Source organism: Mesorhizobium sp. G2-6-1 (genome assembly GCF_055809095.1).
Genome location: NZ_CM147896.1, coordinates 573,669 through 590,891, shown reverse-complemented (window position 1 = coordinate 590,891; position 17,223 = coordinate 573,669). Strand labels below are relative to the sequence as shown.

Genomic DNA, 17,223 nt, shown 5'->3' with positions numbered 1-17,223 from the left:
TATGTGCGGCATCGTTGGTGTTTTCGCCTATGGCAAGCCGGGTAAGGTCAACGGCGGCATGATCGAGGCCATGCGTGACACGATGGCCCATCGCGGCCCGGATGGCGCCGACATCTGGATTTCACCTGATGCGCATGTCGGCTTTGGCCATCGCCGGCTTTCATTCATTGATCTCACCGACCTTGCAAGCCAGCCCATGCCCAATGAGGACAAGCGGGTGTGGATCACTTTCAATGGTGAGATCTACAACCACAGTCAGTTTCGCCGCCCGCTGGAACAGGCCGGCCACGCTTTCAGGACCGATCATTCCGATACCGAGATCCTCGTCCACGGCTACGAGGAGTGGGGCATCGAGGGGTTGCTGGAGCGTATATCCGGCGATTTTGCCTTCGGTATTCATGATGCAGAAGAAGATGCGCTTTATCTGGCGCGCGATCGCGTCGGCGTAAAGCCGCTTTATTTCGCGGTCTTTGGCGGTCAGTTCATGTTCGCATCCGAAATCAAGGCAATACTTGCCCATCCCCTGGCCGAACGTGACATCGACCCGCAGGCGATGGTCCACTATCTCAGCTTCCTGACCACGCCCGCACCGATGACCATGTTCAAGGGCATATACAAGATACCGGCTGGCTGCTGGATGAAGGTTGCGTCCGACGGCGAGATCTCGATGCATCGGCATTATCATGCTGCGCCCGGAAAGGGCATAGACCCTTCCGAAACAAAGGGCTTGTCTGACGCAGCACTGGAAGATTTCTACGTGTCGGGCATCCACAGCCGCCTGCACGACGCCGTTGAGCGGCGCATGGTGTCCGATGTTCCCATCGGCGTGTTTTTGTCAGGCGGTATAGATTCATCCACCAATGTGGCGATGATGTCGGAATTCACCGACAAGCCGCTCAGCACGTTCACAGTCGGTTTCAAGGATTTCACCGGACTGAATGAACTCGATTATGCAGAGGCTGCGGCCAAGCGTTTCAACACCAAGCATCAGGAAATCCTGATCGACGAAAACGACATGATCGGCTATCTCGAAAACCTGATTCACTATCAGGACGAGCCTCTGGCCGACTGGGTCTGCATCCCGCTGCATTTCGTTTCCAAATTGGCGCATGACAGCGGCGTCAAAGGTGTTCAGGTCGGCGAAGGCTCGGATGAGCAGTTCTGCGGCTATGCCGGCTATATGGGCTATCTCAAGCTCTATCACCGCTATTGGGAGCCGTTCCGTTCCTACCTGCCGCGCCCGGTGCAGCGCTTGGCGGCGCGCGCCGCCGTTGGGTTGTCCAGCCTCGATCCACGGCTTCCGCTTTATGCCGATATCATTGACCGCGCCGCACATGACCGGGAACATTTCTGGTCCGGGGCGATGGTGTTCTGGAACACGGCCAAGAACCGTTTGTTGCGACCCGGTTCGCTTGGCTCATCCGACCATCACAAGCCGATGGTCGAGGCTGGCGTTCTCGATCCATCCTACCTGGTACCCGACAGCTACAATGTCGTGAGTTCATTCCTGGGTGCGTTCGATCTGGATCATCCGGGACAGGATGCGTTGACCCGCATGATCCACAATGAATTCCGCCTGCGGCTGCCCGAATTGCTATTGATGCGTGTTGACAAGATTTCGATGTCGGTGTCGCTGGAGGCACGTGTGCCATTCCTCGATCACGAGTTGGTTGATTTCAGCTTCGACATTCCCGAGGAATGGAAAACCCGCAACGGCGTTGCCAAATACCTGCTGAAAAAAGCGGTTGAAGGGGTGATTCCAGACGAACTCATCTATCGCAAGAAAATGGGATTTGGCGCGCCAATGGCCGACTGGCTGCGCGGTTCATTCGGCGAGCGTGTGGAACGCGAAATCAAGCGCTCGGCTCTGATGATGCGCGGATTCTTCAACGCGGATTTCATTGACGAACTGTTTGCCAACCATCGCTCGAAGCGTCTGGATACAAGCTTGCAGATATGGACGCTCTACAATCTGACGGCATGGTATGAATACTGGATAGCCGATACCGGTGTGCGGGCCGCTGCCTGAATATGGCGGCCTTGGACCTCCTTCATCGCATCGGCCGCATAGCGCGAAAGCCGCCGGGCTATGTTGTCAGGCGTCTCGCCCATGAGGCGACAATGGAGGCGGACCGCGTTCTTGCGCCTGCATTGGCGCGTCGCATCACCGGCAAACAACTTGCTCGGATGGCTGGCGTCGGTGACGTCGATGCCCTGTGGGACCTGCTCGCAGGCAGAGCCTATCCTGCTGTCGTTGACGCTGGCGTTGCCGCCCGGTTTCGCGAGATATTCCCCGTGGCGACCGAAAGCCTCTTCGAGAAGGCGCAGCTTGCGCTCGCGCATGAGGTCGATCTGCTTGGGTCCGGTCCCGTGCAACTGGGTGAGCGTATCGACTGGCTCCGTGACTTCGTAACCGGGGACCGCTGGCCACCGGCCTTTTGCCGCTCCATCGACTATTTGAACAAGGACCGGCCCAGCGACGTCAAACGGCCCTGGGAGTTGTCGCGGCTGCAATGGTTGCTGCCGACAGGTCAGGCATTTCTTCTGACCGGCGATGAGCGCTATGCCATAGCGGCTCGCGATATTCTTGCCCAATGGATTGAGGCCAATCCCTACGCGTGGAGTGTCAATTGGTCTTGCACGATGGAGCCGGCCCTTCGAATATTGACCTGGACCTGGCTGTTTCATGTATTTGCGCAATCTAAAGCGTGGTCTGAGTCGAAATTCCGCGCGCGTTTCCTTTCGTCCTTGTATTTGCATGGCGCGTTTACCGCGCGCCATATCGAGCGATCCACGGTGAACGGCAACCACCTGACAGCGGATTGTGCCGGGCTTGTCTTTGCGGGCCTTTTTTTTGCGGATATTGGCGACGGGAATGATTGGGCCGCCGAAGGATGGCGCTCGCTTGAGCATGAAATCGTTCTTCAGGTTCATCCCGACGGTGTCGATTTTGAAGCATCGTCGGCGTATCATCGTCTGGTGGCCGAATTGTTCCTGCTGCCAGCGCGCTACAGACTGGCGCGTGGACTGGGCGTGTCGGACGGCTATAGGGATCGATTGATTGCAATGGCCGAATTTGCCGACACCTATTCCCGGCCTGACGGAACATCACCCCATTGGGGCGACGCAGATGATGGGCGCGCTCTGCCGCTTGGCAGCCAGGCGTTGTGCGATCACCGATACATTGCCGAGATGGTTGCCGCCACATTCACGCAAGCATCTCTGCCAATGACGCACAAGAGCGACGGAACCGAACTGTTCTGGCATTGCGCCACCCTGCCTTCGCAGGGCGAAGTCGCAGCACCCGCATCTCGGTCCTTTAGTGATGGCGGCGTATTTGTCCTGCGGGACCGGCACAACCATGTGTTCATCGACTGCGGACCCGTCGGATTGGCCGGGCTTGGCGGTCATGGCCACAATGACGCGCTGTCCTTTGAGGCATGGCTCTCGCAATGTCCGCTCATCGTCGATCCGGGTTCTTATGTCTACACATCCTCATTTGAGGAACGGAATGCGTTTCGCTCGACGGGCTTCCACAATACGCCCCAGATAGATGACGCGGAAATAAACAGGCTTCATGCGCCAGACAATTTGTGGAACCTGCATGAGGATGCCCGCGCGCAAGCCACATTGTTCGAAGTATCAAGCAGTGAGAGCCGTTTTATAGGGCATCATTCTGGCTATCGGCGGTTGGCGGACGCGGTTCGCGTCGAACGCGAAATTGCCCTTTGCCATGATGATGGCACACTGACGATCACCGACCGCATTGAGGGGGATGGAGATCACGAGGTTTCCGTTCCTCTGCATTTTGCTGAAGGGGTCCAATTGCACGTCGATGGAGAGGCAGGATTTGTTGCGCAGGCGCACACCAGGAGTTTCAACGTCACCTATAATGGTGAACCTGATTGGGTAGCCTCCATCGAGGATGGGAGAATTTCGCCAAGCTATGGCGTTGCTATTGCAACCCGTCGTCTGGTTTGGCGCAAAAGCGGGCGTTTGCCGGCAACGCTGAAGGTAACCATCACGCCTCAACAACGTTGCGGAGCATAAGATATGCTTCCCGCGTTGCGAGAGATCATGACGACGCTTGTTGCGCGCGGGTTTGCCATGATCGGGCCGTTCGCAGTCAGCGTGATTACGGCGCGTGCGCTAGGCCCTGAAGATCGCGGTCAGTATTTCCTGATTGTTTCCTATGCCCAGATTGCCGCACAGATCGCCAATCTGGGCCTGCATTCATCAAACACCTATCTCGTTGCAAATCATCCCGAGCGGCTGAGAGCATTGATGATCAACAGCCTTTATGTCGCAACGTTTCTGGCGCCTTTGGTCGCGCTTGTTCTCGTGACGTTGCTGGACCAGCCCCAATTGATCGGCCTGCCCGCACGTGAGGGTGCGGCAGGCGGGTCCATGGCGCTGATGGCAGTGATTCTGGCACCCATGATGGTCGGATTTTTATACATCACCAACATGGCCGTTGGCGTTGGAAGGGTTCGATTTTTCAACCTGTTGACCATTTTTGCCGGCATCATGGTGATGGCCGCTGCAGGCATTGCTGCGCTTCTTGGCGGGACGACCGCGAAATTTCTGGTCGCAGCCGTCGTTGCGCTGATAGTGAGTTCTGCAGTTGGAGGACGCTTCCTTCTCGCTGGGCAGGACGTTCGCCTGAATTTCGATCGCGCGCTCTTTCGCCAGGGCATCTCATATGCGTTGCGTGCATATCTTGCCACTTTGTTCGGCTTTCTCATGATGCGCGTTGGCATTCTGGCGCTGCAGCAGCAAGCCAGCCTCGAAGAGATCGGCCAATTCTCGATCGCCATGCAGATCGCGGATGCTTTGATCCTCCTCCCTGCGACAGTGGGCCTGCTTCTGTTTCCCCATCTGGTGCGAACAGGCGAGCATGATCGCTACAAGGCAGCGTGGCAGGCGTTCTGGCGTCTGGGGCTTGTAATGGCATGCCTTCTTGCTGTCTTGGCATTAGTGTTACCCGTCATGTTGACACTCGTGTTCGGCGATGCCTACCAGAGAGCGGTACCATTGACGCTCGCCCTGTTTCCATCTGTTTTGCTGACGTCGCTGGTGACAGTTTTATCGCAATATCTTGCGGCTGAAGGTTTTCCGTGGCGTCAGGTGCAAGCCTGGGGGGCGGGGTTCGTCATGCAGGCAGTATTGAGTTACTGGCTCGCGGCATCATATGGCGGACTGGGCGTTGCGATGGCGCTGGCGGCAAGCGGGACATTCGTGCTGGCGTTAATTGGTGCGGAGGTATTGGCAAAAGGAAGGAGGAGCGGCTCACTGCGATAGCGCAGAAATATCCGCAACAACCATGCATAACGTTATCAGCTATTATGCCCTCACCGATCAGTTCAAGCTGGAAATCGAGCGAGCCAACGGTCCAGTCAGTTTTACCGCCGTCGGCGCGCTACGAAATCTGGGTATGCGCGCCTTGCTGGCACAGGTGCGCCGCCTGAAAGCTGACCGGATGACCGTAGCGATCGCGAATGACAGCGCCAGACCCTTGGCCGGACCACTGCTTTTACTGGCAACATTGAGCGGAAGCCGGAATATTCAGATCCTTTGGCCGGACCATCGCGTTCAACCAGTCTCGCGCTTTAACGCCATTGGACAATTTTTTCGCATAGCAGCTGACCAGTTGGTTAGCCGTGTAGCCTTGCTCTTCGCGAAGAAGCGTATGAAACGACTGGCTAAAGGAGACGACTCTTTTTTGCCTGTGGCACAAGGGGGAAACAAAGTATTGTACCTCGATGCCAATCTCTCTTTCGGCTTGGCCGCCGGCGGGTCTGTTGGCCACACCAAAGGTGTAATTGACGGCCTGATTGACGCGAATTTCGAGGTGGATTACGCAAGCGTCAAGCCACTTCCAACGGATAAGGCGGGTGCAAGGTGGTGCCGAAAATCCGCGCCCAGCCTTTACAGTTTTCCCCCGAACTGAATTATTATGCCTTCAACCGGCATTTCGAGCGCTTCATCGATGGATTGACGCAAGAGAGTCCGTACGCCTTCATTTACCAGCGCATGTCGCTTCACAATTTTAGCGGCACCTGGCTACGCGAGAAACGCCGCATTCCGCTCATTGTGGAATATAACGGTTCTGAGGCGTGGGCCGCAGCGAACTGGAGCGAGAAACTGGCATTGCACGATGTTGCTGTCGCGGCCGAAAAGGCAGCACTTCGCAGTGCCGACCTTGTCGTTACGGTCTCCGCGCCTTTGCGCGATGAGATCATTGCAGCAGGTGTCTCCAATGAAAGGATCGTCGTCTATCCAAACTGTATTGATCCCACGATCTTCAATCCGGGTCGCTTCAGTGAAAAAGACCGTATGTCGGTGCGTGCGCAATATGGGATTGCCAGCAATGCACGTGTTGCAAGCTTCATTGGCACATTCGGTACCTGGCACGGTGTCGATTTTCTCGCTGAGGCGATCCGGCGACTGGTTGATGAGGAGCGCGACTGGATAGAGCAAAGCAAGTTGCATTTTATGCTGATTGGCGATGGATTGAAGATGGCCGAGGTTCGTCGAATTCTGGACGGTGAGCGTTTTGCCCGCTTCGTCACATTGACAGGTCTGGTTGCGCAAAAGGATGCTCCGTCCTATCTGGCCGCATCCGACATATTTCTTTCCCCGCACATGCCAAACGCCGACGGCAGTTCATTTTTCGGATCACCCACCAAGCTGTTTGAATATATGGCAATGGCAAGACCGATTGTGGCCTCAGACTTGGACCAGATCGGCGAAGTTTTGCGGGGTGAGGTTACCGATGGAACGCCGGCCTTGCCGTTGGCGCAACTCTACAAGCCGGGAAATATGGAAGAGTTTTTGGCAGCTTTGCACGATGTCGTGAATAAACCTGCCGCTGCGCAGGATATGGCCACGCGTGCGCGAGATGTCGCGCTTGCCAACTACACGTGGGACCATCATGTCGGCCAGATTTTGACCAGAATGGGGGAATTGGGTATCTGTCCGACTGATACGCGAAAATCGTCAGTTGAGACGCACACATAAATCGAGAAATCGATCGTCTTTCCGCCGTTATATTCCTGCATTATCTGACGCCAATGGCTGATCGATTTGTGTTCGACACAGGTGGCGCTGCATGCCGTGGCGATCATTTTCGCATATTTTCAGTAGCAGGTTCCGTTTATTGGTGCTTTCGATCGCGGGCAAAGCCTGAACCCTGACCCTGCATCCCGCTCCAGTTATTCGGCTGCGAATGCGAGGGCAATCCATTTGAGGCCGATATTTCATCCCCACAAACTGGCGAAGACTTATCCTTCTGGTTTTCGGAAGGAAAGCCCGTGGATACCACCCCAAATCTTCTATTGCCTTACATCATGCCAAGCCAGGCGCAGAAACATGTCACGCACAATGAAGCGCTTGCCATGCTTGATGCGCTGGTACAACTCGCAGTTCTGGATCGCACTCTGACAGCGCCTCCCTCGGTGCTCGTTAATGGAGATCGCCACATCGTTGCTGCTGGTGCAAGCGGCGTATGGGCCGGGCAACAAGACAAGATCGCAGCGTTTCAGGACGGTGCCTGGATTTTTGCTCCTCATACCGGCTGGCGCGCCTATGTAGTCGACGAGGACGCGTATGTTTTTTGGGATGGAGCTATTTGGAAGAGGTCGGACCTTTCGGGGGCAGCACTGCAAAATGTCACGATGCTTGGCGTTGGAACCGAGGCGGACGCGACCAATCCTTTTGCGGCGAAGGTCAACAAGGCTTTATGGACGGCTATGGAGGCGTCTGAAGGTGGTAGCGGAGACTTGCGCTATACATTGAACAAGGAGACAACCGGCAACGTGCTGTCGCTGTTATTGCAAAGCGGCTATGCCGGTCGTGCCGAGATCGGCCTTGTCGGCAATGACGACCTTGTTTTCAGGGTTTCCAGCGACGGGACTTCCTGGAAGGAGGTTTTGCGTGCTGATAGCACCACGGGTGAGGCGGTCATTGGAAACATGCGTATTGGCCGCAATACCGTGCAAAACCTGTTGCCGGATTCCGGGCGCTTCAATGGAAATGCCAACAACTCTGTGTTCGGCGGTATTAGCTGGTCTGCGCCGACCTATCTTTCGCCAGTGTCTGGTTGCACGATTGCCAGTTATGCCAGATTCATCCACGACAACAGCGACTATGGTGGGGGTCAGCCCGCCCTCAACGCCAATGTTCGAGAGTTGATTGAAGAAATCCGGCCATCGAGCGCACGGCGCTACGGTCCGGAATGGTATGTGATGCAGGTCACTCAATCGAGCAGCCCCAATGTGGAACCACAGACAATTGCTGGCGTACAACATGGACTTGTATTTACCAATTCTCTTACGGCGCTGCCGGAAAAATTCACGATCGGCTACTATGTCAAGGTTGAAAGCGGCACCGCAGCCATCCGCGTGAATAGCGGCAATGTGAAAAGACTTACGATCGATGGCGTTGAGGTGCCAATAGGCGCAGGCGCAGCATCGGTGGTTATCGGAACCGAAGACGGGTGGAAATACGTCAATCTGCAATCGCACCCAAATATATACGCTTATGACGTCACTGCGTTTCAACTTATGGCGTCCGCCAACGCACAGCTACTTTTCGCTATGCCCAAAATTGCTTTCGGGCATTTGGAATTCGATCCCGATCAAGGCGTGCTCATGAACGGCAAAATGTTTGGCTGAGCCGTAAGGTGGACCGGCGAAGTGTGTCAGGCATCTTCGCCGGGACCACATGGTTCTTACGAAGGCGAAGCGCATGAAATTCAAGATTGAGCCTTCCACAATGGCTGGTTTTGACGTTTGCGGCGTTTCTTGCTGGACCAACCTAGGATCGAATTGGTATCTGCACTCGATAGAGGTCCGATTGCGCGCCGCGTCGTGCAGTAGTGCTTGTTCATCGAAGATCGCGACAGGGAAGAACGCCCGATAACATGAAACTCAATTTGTCCAATGCCGGGCGCTTGCTGCGAACCGTTCGCTATCTGCGTGCGGGCCAGATCACCAATCGAATCGCCCGGCGCTTTGCCCGGTCTCCTGTTCTGGACGGCGTTGCGCCGCCTCTGCGGCAGCCATCAGTCCAATGGGTACCGTGCAAGGGCAGGCGCGTGACGATGCTTTCACCAGATACGTTCCTGTTTTTAGGGAAAAAGATATCGCTTGGCGAAATTTCCGGATGGAATGATCCGTCCTTGCCAAAGCTGTGGCTCTATAATCTCCATTATTTTGATGATCTGCTGGCGGACAACGCCGCCGAGCGGGCACAGTGGCACGCGGCTTTGATCGAAAGCTGGATCGAACAAAACGCCCCCATGCAGGGTAATGGCTGGGAGCCTTACGTTCTGTCGCGGCGGATCGCGAACTGGGTGTCGTGGCAGCTTTGCACGAAAGCGCTCTCACCCCGTGCGCTCGACAGTCTGGCAAAGCAGGCGAGGGCACTTGATGCCACGCTGGAGTTTCATCTGCGTGGCAATCACCTGTTTGCCAATGCAAAGGCGTTGGTGTTTGCCGGCGCTTTTTTCGAGGGCGAGGAAGCTGGCCGCTGGCTGAAGCGAGGGCTCGACATTCTCGAACAGGAAATCCCGGAGCAGATCCTTAAAGATGGCGGGCATTTCGAACTCAGCCCCATGTATCATGCCTTGATTCTGGAGGATGTGCTGGATCTGTTGCAACTCGCCCGCATCTATCCCGACGCTCTTGAGAAACCCGCCAGCCAGCAGCGCTGGAACGAATATGCGGCCTCCATGCTCGAATGGTTTTGCGTGATGTCTCACCCGGACGGCGATGTTGCTTTCTTCAACGATGCGGCATTTGGACAGGCACGGAAATATGCTGAACTTGCCGACTACGCCCGTAAACTGGGATTGACCAAAGAAGGCGTGGTTCCCAAAGGTCTCGCAGCACTTGAAGCCAGCGGCTATGCCAGGCTTTCAAATCACCGCTGGATTGCATTGCTGGATGCCGCACGGGTGGGCCCCGATTACATACCCGGCCATGCCCATGCCGATACGCTGTCGTTGGAACTGTCACTCGACGGGCAAAGATTTGTGACGAATGGAGGGACTTCGACCTATGAGATCGGGGCTGTTCGCGAAGCGGAAAGGGCCACTTGTGCGCATTCGACGGTGACGATCGATGCGACCAATTCATCGGAGGTATGGGCAAGTTTCCGGGTCGGGCGCCGTGCCGGTGTTTTTGGGGTGAATCTATCGTGTCGTGAGGAAAGCCTGTTTGCGGCAGCATCACATGATGGCTATCGCCATCTCGCCGGGCAACCGCTCCACAGGCGCGAGCTTCATCTCGAAGACACGGTGGTAAGGGTCACGGACAAGATTGAAAGCGCCGGCCCGCATGAGCTTTGTGGACGCTTCCCCTTGCACCCGTCGGTCAGGAGTGCTGTGGCGCATGAAACAGGTTGGAGAGTTGAACTCGCTGACGGCCGCATGGTCGATGTCAAGCTAAACGGACCCGTAAGTGCGTCGGTGGAGCAGGGGTTTTATAGCCCTGAATTTGGCGCGCGCCACCCGCGCCCGGTTCTGTGCTGGCGCGCCGCACAATGCGCATCGCTCGAAGTTGTCGTGGAGTTTTGCGCCTGATGCGTATTCTGTTGTTGTCTGACAATTTTCCGCCAGAAACCAATGCCGGGGCTCTCAGGACCGAAGCCCATTCGAGGCGGTGGGTCGAGCAAGGGCATGAGGTGACGGTGCTCACCAGCTTTCCCAATTTCCCCGAGGGCAGGATTTTTGCGGGATACAGGCAAAAGCTGTGGCAACGCACCACGAATGACGGCGTCACGATTGTTCGTGTTCCGACGCTGATTTTCCCCAACGCCGGCATCGTCAAGCGGATTTGCGACTTCGTCAGCTATATGCTGAGCGCCACCATAGCGGCGATATTTCTGCCTCGGCCCGATATTGTGGTCGCGACATCGCCCCAGTTCTTTGCGGCGCTGGCTGGGTGGTTTGTTTCGGTGATCAAGTGGCGACCTTTCGTTTTCGAACTCCGCGATTTCTGGCCGGACTCGATCGTTGCGGTCGGCGCATTGAAGGACGGGCCGTTGCTTGGCGCGATCCGCTCGGTCGAGCATTTCTTATACCGCAAGGCCAGATTGATTGTGGCGGTCACCAAAGCATTCAAGATGGAATTGATCAGCCGCGCGATCCCGGCTGAGAAGATCACGGTCGTTAGAAATGGTGCCGATCTTGCGCGCTTTTTCCCGGCCACGCCGACCCATTGCGTCAGCAACTGGGGTTGGAGAAACGCATTGTCGTCTCCTATATCGGCACCATCGGTATGGCGCATGGGTTGGACATTCTCCTCGAAGTGGCCGCTGATCTGGCGCGTCGGTGCCCGCAGGTGACGTTGCTGATCGTTGGTTCCGGCGCCGAGCGCGATACGCTTCGCCAAAGCGCATTGGATCGCGGTTTGAGCAACATGATGTTTGTTGGCCGTGTCAGGCATGACGAGATTGCCGAATATTGGCGGCTCAGCGACATGGCACTGATCCTATTGAAGGATACGCCGCTTTTCCGCACGGTCATTCCCTCCAAAATGTTCGAGGCAATGGCTACCGGCACACCCATCATCACCAATGTCAGGGGTGAATCGGAAGAACTGCTCAACGAGGCAGGGGCTGCGGTTCACGTCGATCCGGGCAAGGCAGGTGAACTGACACGCGCCATTGAGGAACTTGCCGGATCATCAGAAAAACGTGCGGTTCTTTCGTCGGCTGGCGTTGCGGCATCAGCCCAGTATCAGCGCTCTGCGCAGGCGGATTTGATGTTGACGGCGCTCGTTGAAGCCGTTGGCAATGGCGCGGGTAATCCTGCCAACGGATCGACAGCCGCCGACGGATGACATTTCAAGCGGGCGGAGCGCGGTTGGCTGTCGCTTCCTGCTTATCGTTGGCAATGGAAGCGGCGACAACGATGCCAAAGAATACAAAGAAGCTGTCCAGGATGTCATGCTTGAACATGATTTGCGTTAGCCCGCAACCGGCATAGGCAACCACCACGATAAGGGCGAGAAACAGCCGCGTTCGATATTTGGAACAACGTTTGGCTTGCCATGCGATGACCACCGGCACGCATAGGACCGCCAGCAGCGGCACCAGGACGAGAACGCCGCCGTCGATGGCGAAGGAAAGAAATGCATTATGCGCGTGGGAAAAGGCATGGATCGGCAAACCGTCTTTCGCCAGAATCGGATCAAGAACCGCCATCCTGTTTTGAATGCCATGACCCCAGAACGGTGAGTCCTGAATAACGATCCACGCCGCATGCCATAAGCGCAGGCGTTCTCCGATAGCTGCCGAATCCTGGCCTGAATGCACGCGCTGTAGTTCAAGGACCGTTTGAGACAGGCGCGTCAACAGAGTGTCACGAACGCTGAACAGGACCAATACGGCAACGACGATCATCAAAATGGTTGCAGGATGCTTAATCGCGGCACCCCAACGCTTTGGCGCAAAAACGACCAGCAGAATCAAAATTGGAAAAATTACAAGACCTACACCTCTGGTAAGGGAGAGAGCGATGGCAACAATCCCGGCCACGACTGTCAAAATTGCCAGGAATTGGCGTGAGGGAGTTTGCGAAGCGGCGTTCAATCCGCCTATGCCCATCAGGCAAAGGCAAATGATGGCAAAGACTGCAGGATTGCCAGCCCCACCCTCGGCGCGAATAGTTAGTCCGTTGGTTTGTACGAATGCAAAAACCACTGCCGCCAAGACCCCACAAGCCGCGCCGACGATGTACAGGTCCAGATAATCCACGCCCTTGCTCGCCCGCAGGCGCGGAATAATCACCCACGGCGAGAGGTAGGCAAGAAGCCAGAGGGTCGCGCGGGGCGCGCCTGCCCGATTTGGTCCGAGGAGGGCGGTTATGACGACGAGTACGACGAAACTCGTGAATGTCCACGCCAATATGCGATCAGATTTGCTCATCTGAAATTCGAAGCGGCCGAGCAGCAGCGAAATCGTGCCCCAGACGAGAAAGGCATAGAGCATGACGGAGGTTACACTGCCACCAATGGCAGGCAACGCACCCATGAGGAACACGGAGATTGCATTGTTGCGGCCAATGGCGTCACGAGGCAATACAATGTTCAGCATTCGAATTTCGTCTGAGGCAACGTCATTGGCGACCGAATTTTGTATGATTCTATTTTGCCGCTATTGGCAAATCGCAATGTCGCATGGATCAAGCGCCTGACCAAGCCGAAGAAGCGAACTCAAAGCTACCAATTTTGCTGAAGAAAACCGCATTGATAATGCGTTCGGAGGGGTGTCGTGTCGGCGATTCCTGAAAGAGGGAAGCGCGGTTGCTAGCAGCACATTGATCCAGAAGTCGATATTGAGAAATGACTGTGGGGTGACTTTTGCCGAAATTGCTTCAACTGTAGAAAAATCATTGCTGCCAACAAGCGCAAAGAGCGCTGGCAACGTTGGCGTTCGTTGGTCTTGGAGTTACAAGATTTCACAGGCAGGACACTGCTTAGAGCCAGTTTGATGGCGTTGTTTTGTAAAATCGCAAGCTGAAGCCGCCGGAAAAGGAAGCACACTACAAATGACCCTCGCGCTCACCCATCTGCAGCGGCTTGAGGCAGAATCGATTCATATCTTCCGTGAAGTAGCAGCCAGTTTCTCCAAGCCAGTCATGCTCTATTCGGTCGGCAAGGACTCTTCTGTATTGATGCATCTGGCGATCAAGGCATTTTACCCTGCCAGGCCGCCATTTCCGTTTCTCCATGTCGATACGACATGGAAGTTCCGCGAGATGATCGCGTTTCGTGACGAGATGGCGGAAAAATTCGGATTTGATCTGATCGTTCACATCAACGAGGACGGCGTCCGCGACAATATCAATCCATTCGACCACGGCTCGAATACGCACACCCATGTCATGAAAACAGTCGCCCTGAGACAGGCATTGGACAAATACGGCTTCGACGCTGCATTTGGCGGTGCCCGGCGTGACGAGGAAAAATCCCGAGCCAAGGAACGCATCTTTTCTTTCCGCAATGCGCAGCATGCATGGGACCCGAAGAACCAACGGCCCGAAATGTGGAATATTTTCAATACGCGAATTTCCGCAGGTGAATCGATCCGTGTCTTTCCGCTGTCGAATTGGACCGAACTCGATATCTGGCAGTATATTTTGCAAGAAAGCATTCCTATCGTGCCACTCTATCTGGCCGCGAAGCGCAAGGTGGTCGAGCGCGACGGTATGCTGATCCTGAAGGATGATGAGCGGATGAAACTTCGCCCGCAAGAACGCCTTGAAGAAAGGTCGGTGCGGTTTAGAACTTTGGGGTGCTACCCGCTGACAGGCGCAATCGAATCTGATGCCAATACGCTTGAGGCAATTGTCGGGGAGATGCTGACCGCCCGCACCTCGGAACGCCAGGGCCGCTTGATCGACCGTGACGAAACGGGTTCCATGGAAAAGAAGAAGCGCGAAGGGTACTTTTGACGATGCGCGATGTCATGGAAACGGGTGACGCCGGCAATGCTGGTGTTCGCGCTTATCTCGAAGCACAGGGCCGCAAGTCGTTGCTGCGGTTTTTAACCTGTGGGTCGGTTGATGACGGTAAATCCACTTTGATTGGCCGTCTGCTTTCTGACACCAAACAGATATTCGAGGATCAGCTGGCAGCGCTGGAACGCGATTCGCAAAAACACGGCACGACCGGCGATGATGTGGATTTTGCGCTATTGGTGGACGGTCTGGAGGCGGAACGCGAGCAGGGCATCACCATTGACGTTGCCTACAGGTTCTTCGCCACACCCAAGCGCAAGTTCATTGTCGCAGACACGCCGGGTCACGAACAATATACGCGCAATATGGCAACCGGCGCCTCATCCGCCGATCTCGCCGTCGTTCTGGTTGATGCGCGACAGGGCATCCTGCGTCAGACCCGGCGTCATTCGATCATTGCCTCGCTGCTCGGCATCAGGCATATCGTGCTGGCGATCAACAAGATCGATCTTGTGGCGTTCGACCGAAACGTCTTTGAACGCATCGTTGGCGAATATCAGGCTTTCGCTCAGTCGCTTGGCTTCAATTCGGTCATGGCAATTCCCATGTCGGCGCGCTTTGGCGACAATGTTGGCAAACGCTCGGAGCATATGGACTGGTATGACGGACCGACACTGATCGAACATCTCGAAATGGTGGCAGTCGACGATGCGGCAACTGAAATGCCGTTTCGCTTTCCCGTGCAATATGTGAACCGGCCAAACCTGGACTTTCGCGGCTTTGCCGGAACGGTTGCTTCCGGCAAGGTTTCACAAGGTGACGAGGTGATCGTTGCCAAGTCTGGAACATCGGCTCGTGTCGAGCGCATTGTGTCCCACGATGGCGATCTTGGCGAGGCCATTGCCGGACAAGCGGTCACACTTGTTCTGGATGAGGAGGTGGAGGTTTCGCGCGGCAATATGCTGGTGTCACCAACGGCCCGTCCACAGGTGGCAGACCAGTTTGCGGCCAACATCGTCTGGTTCGATGAACATGCATTATTGCCGGGGCGCTCTTACATCTTGCGTACCGAGACGGATGAATCCAGTGCGACGGTGTCGGATCTGAAATATAGGGTCAATGTCAACGATTTTGCCCATGAGGCCGCAAAATCGCTCGGCATGAACGAAGTTGGCGTCGTCAACATCTCATTGCGTTCGCAAATCGCGTTCGATGCCTTTGCCGACAATCGCTCAACCGGCGCTTTCATCCTGATCGACCGCATCACCAACGCCACCGTTGGCGCTGGCATGATCCTGCATTCATTGCGCCGCGCCGACAACATCCATTGGCAATCGCTCGATGTCGATAAGCGCGCGCGCGCCGACATCATGCACCAGCGACCCGCCGTGTTCTGGTTTACGGGATTGTCCGGTTCCGGCAAGTCGACCATCGCCAATCTGCTCGACAAGCGCTTCCACGCTACGGGCCGCCATACCTATATTCTGGACGGTGACAATGTGCGCCACGGTCTCAACCGCGATCTTGGTTTCACCGATGCGGATCGTGTCGAGAATATCCGGCGTGTTGCCGAGGTCGCACGATTGATGGCGGATGCAGGGTTGATCGTTCTTGTGTCGTTCATTTCGCCATTCCGGGCGGAACGGCGGCTGGCACGCGAACTGATGGCAGGTGGTGAATTCGTAGAGGTCTTTGTCGATACGCCATTCGAGGAATGTGCGCGGCGCGATCCAAAGGGGCTTTACGGGCGTGCGCTGAAAGGTGAGATCAGGAATTTCACCGGAGTGGATTCGCCCTATGAAGCGCCGGAAAACCCCGAGATACATCTGAAAACGCTGGGTAAAACGCCAGAAGAGATGGTAGAGGTACTGGAACAGTGGTTGATAGAGCGTGACCTTGCCCAGGATCAGTATGACAGTGGCGGCGGCATCTGACGATTACATGGTACTCGATGTCTTCGAGCGATTGGCGCTTTTGGCCGGCCGCCGGGTGATGCAAATCTTCCAGCAAGGCTGTGCTGTCGATCAAAAGGCTGACAGTTCTCCGGTGACGCAAGCGGACCGCGAAAGCGAAGAGATTATCCTCGCAGGCCTGCGCGAAACCTTTCCCGATATTCCATGTATTGCCGAGGAAGAAGCATCCGCTGGCATCGTGCCGGTGAGCCTTGGCGATGTATTTTTCCTGATTGATCCGCTTGATGGCACCAAGGAATTCGTCAGCAGGAGGACCGATTTTACCGTCAATATTGCCCTGATCCGCAATGGCGTCCCGGAAATCGGCGTGGTGTTTGCGCCGTGCAACGGAAGGTTTTTTCCGGCAGGCCGGGCAGTGCCGAAATGCTGTGGGTCAACGATATCTATGAAATCACTGCACGCCAGAAGATAGCTGCACGAACCGGCTCAACACCGTTGGCCGTAGTTGCCAGCCGTTCTCACAACACGCCGGAAACGCAAGCCTACATACTCAAGCTTGGCGCTGCCGAGATTGTTTCGGTTGGTTCATCGTTGAAATTCTGTTTGCTTGCCGCCGCAGAGGCTGATGTTTATCCCCGTTTCGGGCGCACGATGGAATGGGATACCGCCGCAGGAGATGCCGTGCTCAGGGCCGCTGGCGGCATGACCAGTACGCTCGAAGGCAGGCCGCTTACCTATGGCAAGCGCAACCAGCCCAACGATGTCGATTTCGCCAATCCGAATTTCATCGCGACAGGCAGGGGGCGTGAAATAAAGGCGTAATGCATGTCGCTCAAAAGTGTG

Annotated in this window: 11 protein-coding genes and 2 pseudogenes; 12 read left to right on the top strand and 1 reads right to left on the bottom strand. The window is 55.8% G+C overall.

Features of this window, described 5'->3' with window-relative positions; translation table 11 throughout:
- The first annotated feature begins 1 nt into the window (after window position 1).
- The 9 genes from asnB (at window position 2) to AC0L7S_RS02815 (ending at window position 11,846) form a co-directional block, all read left to right on the top strand.
- Entirely contained in the window at window positions 2-2,029 is a 2,028-nt protein-coding gene (asnB, locus tag AC0L7S_RS02855; RefSeq protein ID WP_473472983.1) for an asparagine synthase (glutamine-hydrolyzing), read from the top strand.
- 11 nt (window positions 2,030-2,040) lie between these two features.
- Entirely contained in the window at window positions 2,041-4,050 is a 2,010-nt protein-coding gene (locus tag AC0L7S_RS02850; protein ID WP_473472982.1) for a heparinase II/III domain-containing protein, read from the top strand.
- Between the two features lie 27 nt (window positions 4,051-4,077).
- On the top strand, window positions 4,078-5,301 hold the full coding sequence (locus tag AC0L7S_RS02845) for an oligosaccharide flippase family protein (RefSeq protein WP_473472981.1): 1,224 nt from the start codon (window positions 4,078-4,080) through the stop codon (window positions 5,299-5,301).
- Window positions 5,302-5,323: 22 nt separating this feature from the next.
- Complete coding sequence (locus AC0L7S_RS02840) at window positions 5,324-5,950, top strand: hypothetical protein (protein ID WP_473472980.1); 627 nt, start codon at window positions 5,324-5,326, stop codon at window positions 5,948-5,950.
- Window positions 5,905-7,020, top strand: a complete 1,116-nt coding sequence (locus AC0L7S_RS02835; RefSeq protein ID WP_473472979.1) for a glycosyltransferase — start codon at window positions 5,905-5,907, stop codon at window positions 7,018-7,020. The genes AC0L7S_RS02840 and AC0L7S_RS02835 overlap by 46 nt, the downstream gene beginning before the upstream one ends.
- Window positions 7,021-7,313: 293 nt before the next feature.
- Complete coding sequence (locus AC0L7S_RS02830) at window positions 7,314-8,675, top strand: DUF2793 domain-containing protein (protein ID WP_473472978.1); 1,362 nt, start codon at window positions 7,314-7,316, stop codon at window positions 8,673-8,675.
- A gap of 248 nt (window positions 8,676-8,923) precedes the next feature.
- Window positions 8,924-10,585: a heparinase II/III family protein gene (locus AC0L7S_RS02825; RefSeq protein ID WP_473472977.1), complete on the top strand. Its 1,662-nt coding sequence runs from the start codon at window positions 8,924-8,926 to the stop codon at window positions 10,583-10,585.
- The gene (locus AC0L7S_RS02820; RefSeq protein ID WP_473472976.1) at window positions 10,585-11,349 is read left to right on the top strand and encodes a glycosyltransferase family 4 protein; all 765 of its coding nucleotides are present in this window, start codon (window positions 10,585-10,587) and stop codon (window positions 11,347-11,349) included. The genes AC0L7S_RS02825 and AC0L7S_RS02820 overlap by 1 nt, the downstream gene beginning before the upstream one ends.
- Window positions 11,283-11,846, top strand: coding sequence for a glycosyltransferase (locus tag AC0L7S_RS02815; RefSeq protein ID WP_473472975.1), 564 nt, complete (start codon window positions 11,283-11,285; stop codon window positions 11,844-11,846). Before AC0L7S_RS02820 ends, AC0L7S_RS02815 begins: the two co-directional genes overlap by 67 nt.
- 4 nt (window positions 11,847-11,850) lie before the next feature.
- Here the strand turns inward: AC0L7S_RS02815 and AC0L7S_RS02810 are convergent, their stop codons facing one another.
- Window positions 11,851-13,101: an O-antigen ligase family protein gene (locus AC0L7S_RS02810; RefSeq protein WP_473472974.1), complete on the bottom strand. Its 1,251-nt coding sequence runs from the start codon at window positions 13,099-13,101 to the stop codon at window positions 11,851-11,853.
- Between the two features lie 448 nt (window positions 13,102-13,549).
- Between AC0L7S_RS02810 and cysD the strand changes: the two are divergent.
- From cysD to cysQ, 3 genes and pseudogenes are all read left to right on the top strand, one after another.
- Window positions 13,550-14,461 (top strand): annotated as a pseudogene (gene cysD / locus AC0L7S_RS02805) (sulfate adenylyltransferase subunit CysD); the annotation flags it as partial.
- Window positions 14,462-14,463: 2 nt separating this feature from the next.
- Window positions 14,464-16,401 carry a sulfate adenylyltransferase subunit CysN gene (gene cysN, locus AC0L7S_RS02800; RefSeq protein ID WP_473472973.1) on the top strand — a complete coding sequence of 646 codons (1,938 nt, stop codon included), beginning with the start codon at window positions 14,464-14,466 and terminating at the stop codon, window positions 16,399-16,401.
- A pseudogene (cysQ, locus tag AC0L7S_RS02795) lies at window positions 16,379-17,202 on the top strand (3'(2'),5'-bisphosphate nucleotidase CysQ). The gene cysN and the pseudogene cysQ overlap by 23 nt, the downstream one beginning before the upstream one ends.
- Window positions 17,203-17,223 lie beyond the last annotated feature (21 nt).

Excerpts from the sequence above, each read along its gene's own strand:
- asnB (WP_473472983.1), top strand. The coding sequence starts at position 2 with ATGTGCGGCATCGTTGGTGTTTTCGCCTATGGCAAGCCGGGTAAGGTC.
- AC0L7S_RS02845 (WP_473472981.1), top strand. The coding sequence starts at position 4,078 with ATGACGACGCTTGTTGCGCGCGGGTTTGCCATGATCGGGCCGTTCGCA.
- AC0L7S_RS02840 (WP_473472980.1), top strand. The coding sequence starts at position 5,324 with ATGCATAACGTTATCAGCTATTATGCCCTCACCGATCAGTTCAAGCTG.
- AC0L7S_RS02825 (WP_473472977.1), top strand. The coding sequence starts at position 8,924 with ATGAAACTCAATTTGTCCAATGCCGGGCGCTTGCTGCGAACCGTTCGC.
- AC0L7S_RS02820 (WP_473472976.1), top strand. The coding sequence starts at position 10,585 with ATGCGTATTCTGTTGTTGTCTGACAATTTTCCGCCAGAAACCAATGCC.
- AC0L7S_RS02815 (WP_473472975.1), top strand. The coding sequence starts at position 11,283 with ATGGCGCATGGGTTGGACATTCTCCTCGAAGTGGCCGCTGATCTGGCG.
- AC0L7S_RS02810 (WP_473472974.1), bottom strand. The coding sequence starts at position 13,101 with ATGCTGAACATTGTATTGCCTCGTGACGCCATTGGCCGCAACAATGCA.
- cysN (WP_473472973.1), top strand. The coding sequence starts at position 14,464 with ATGCGCGATGTCATGGAAACGGGTGACGCCGGCAATGCTGGTGTTCGC.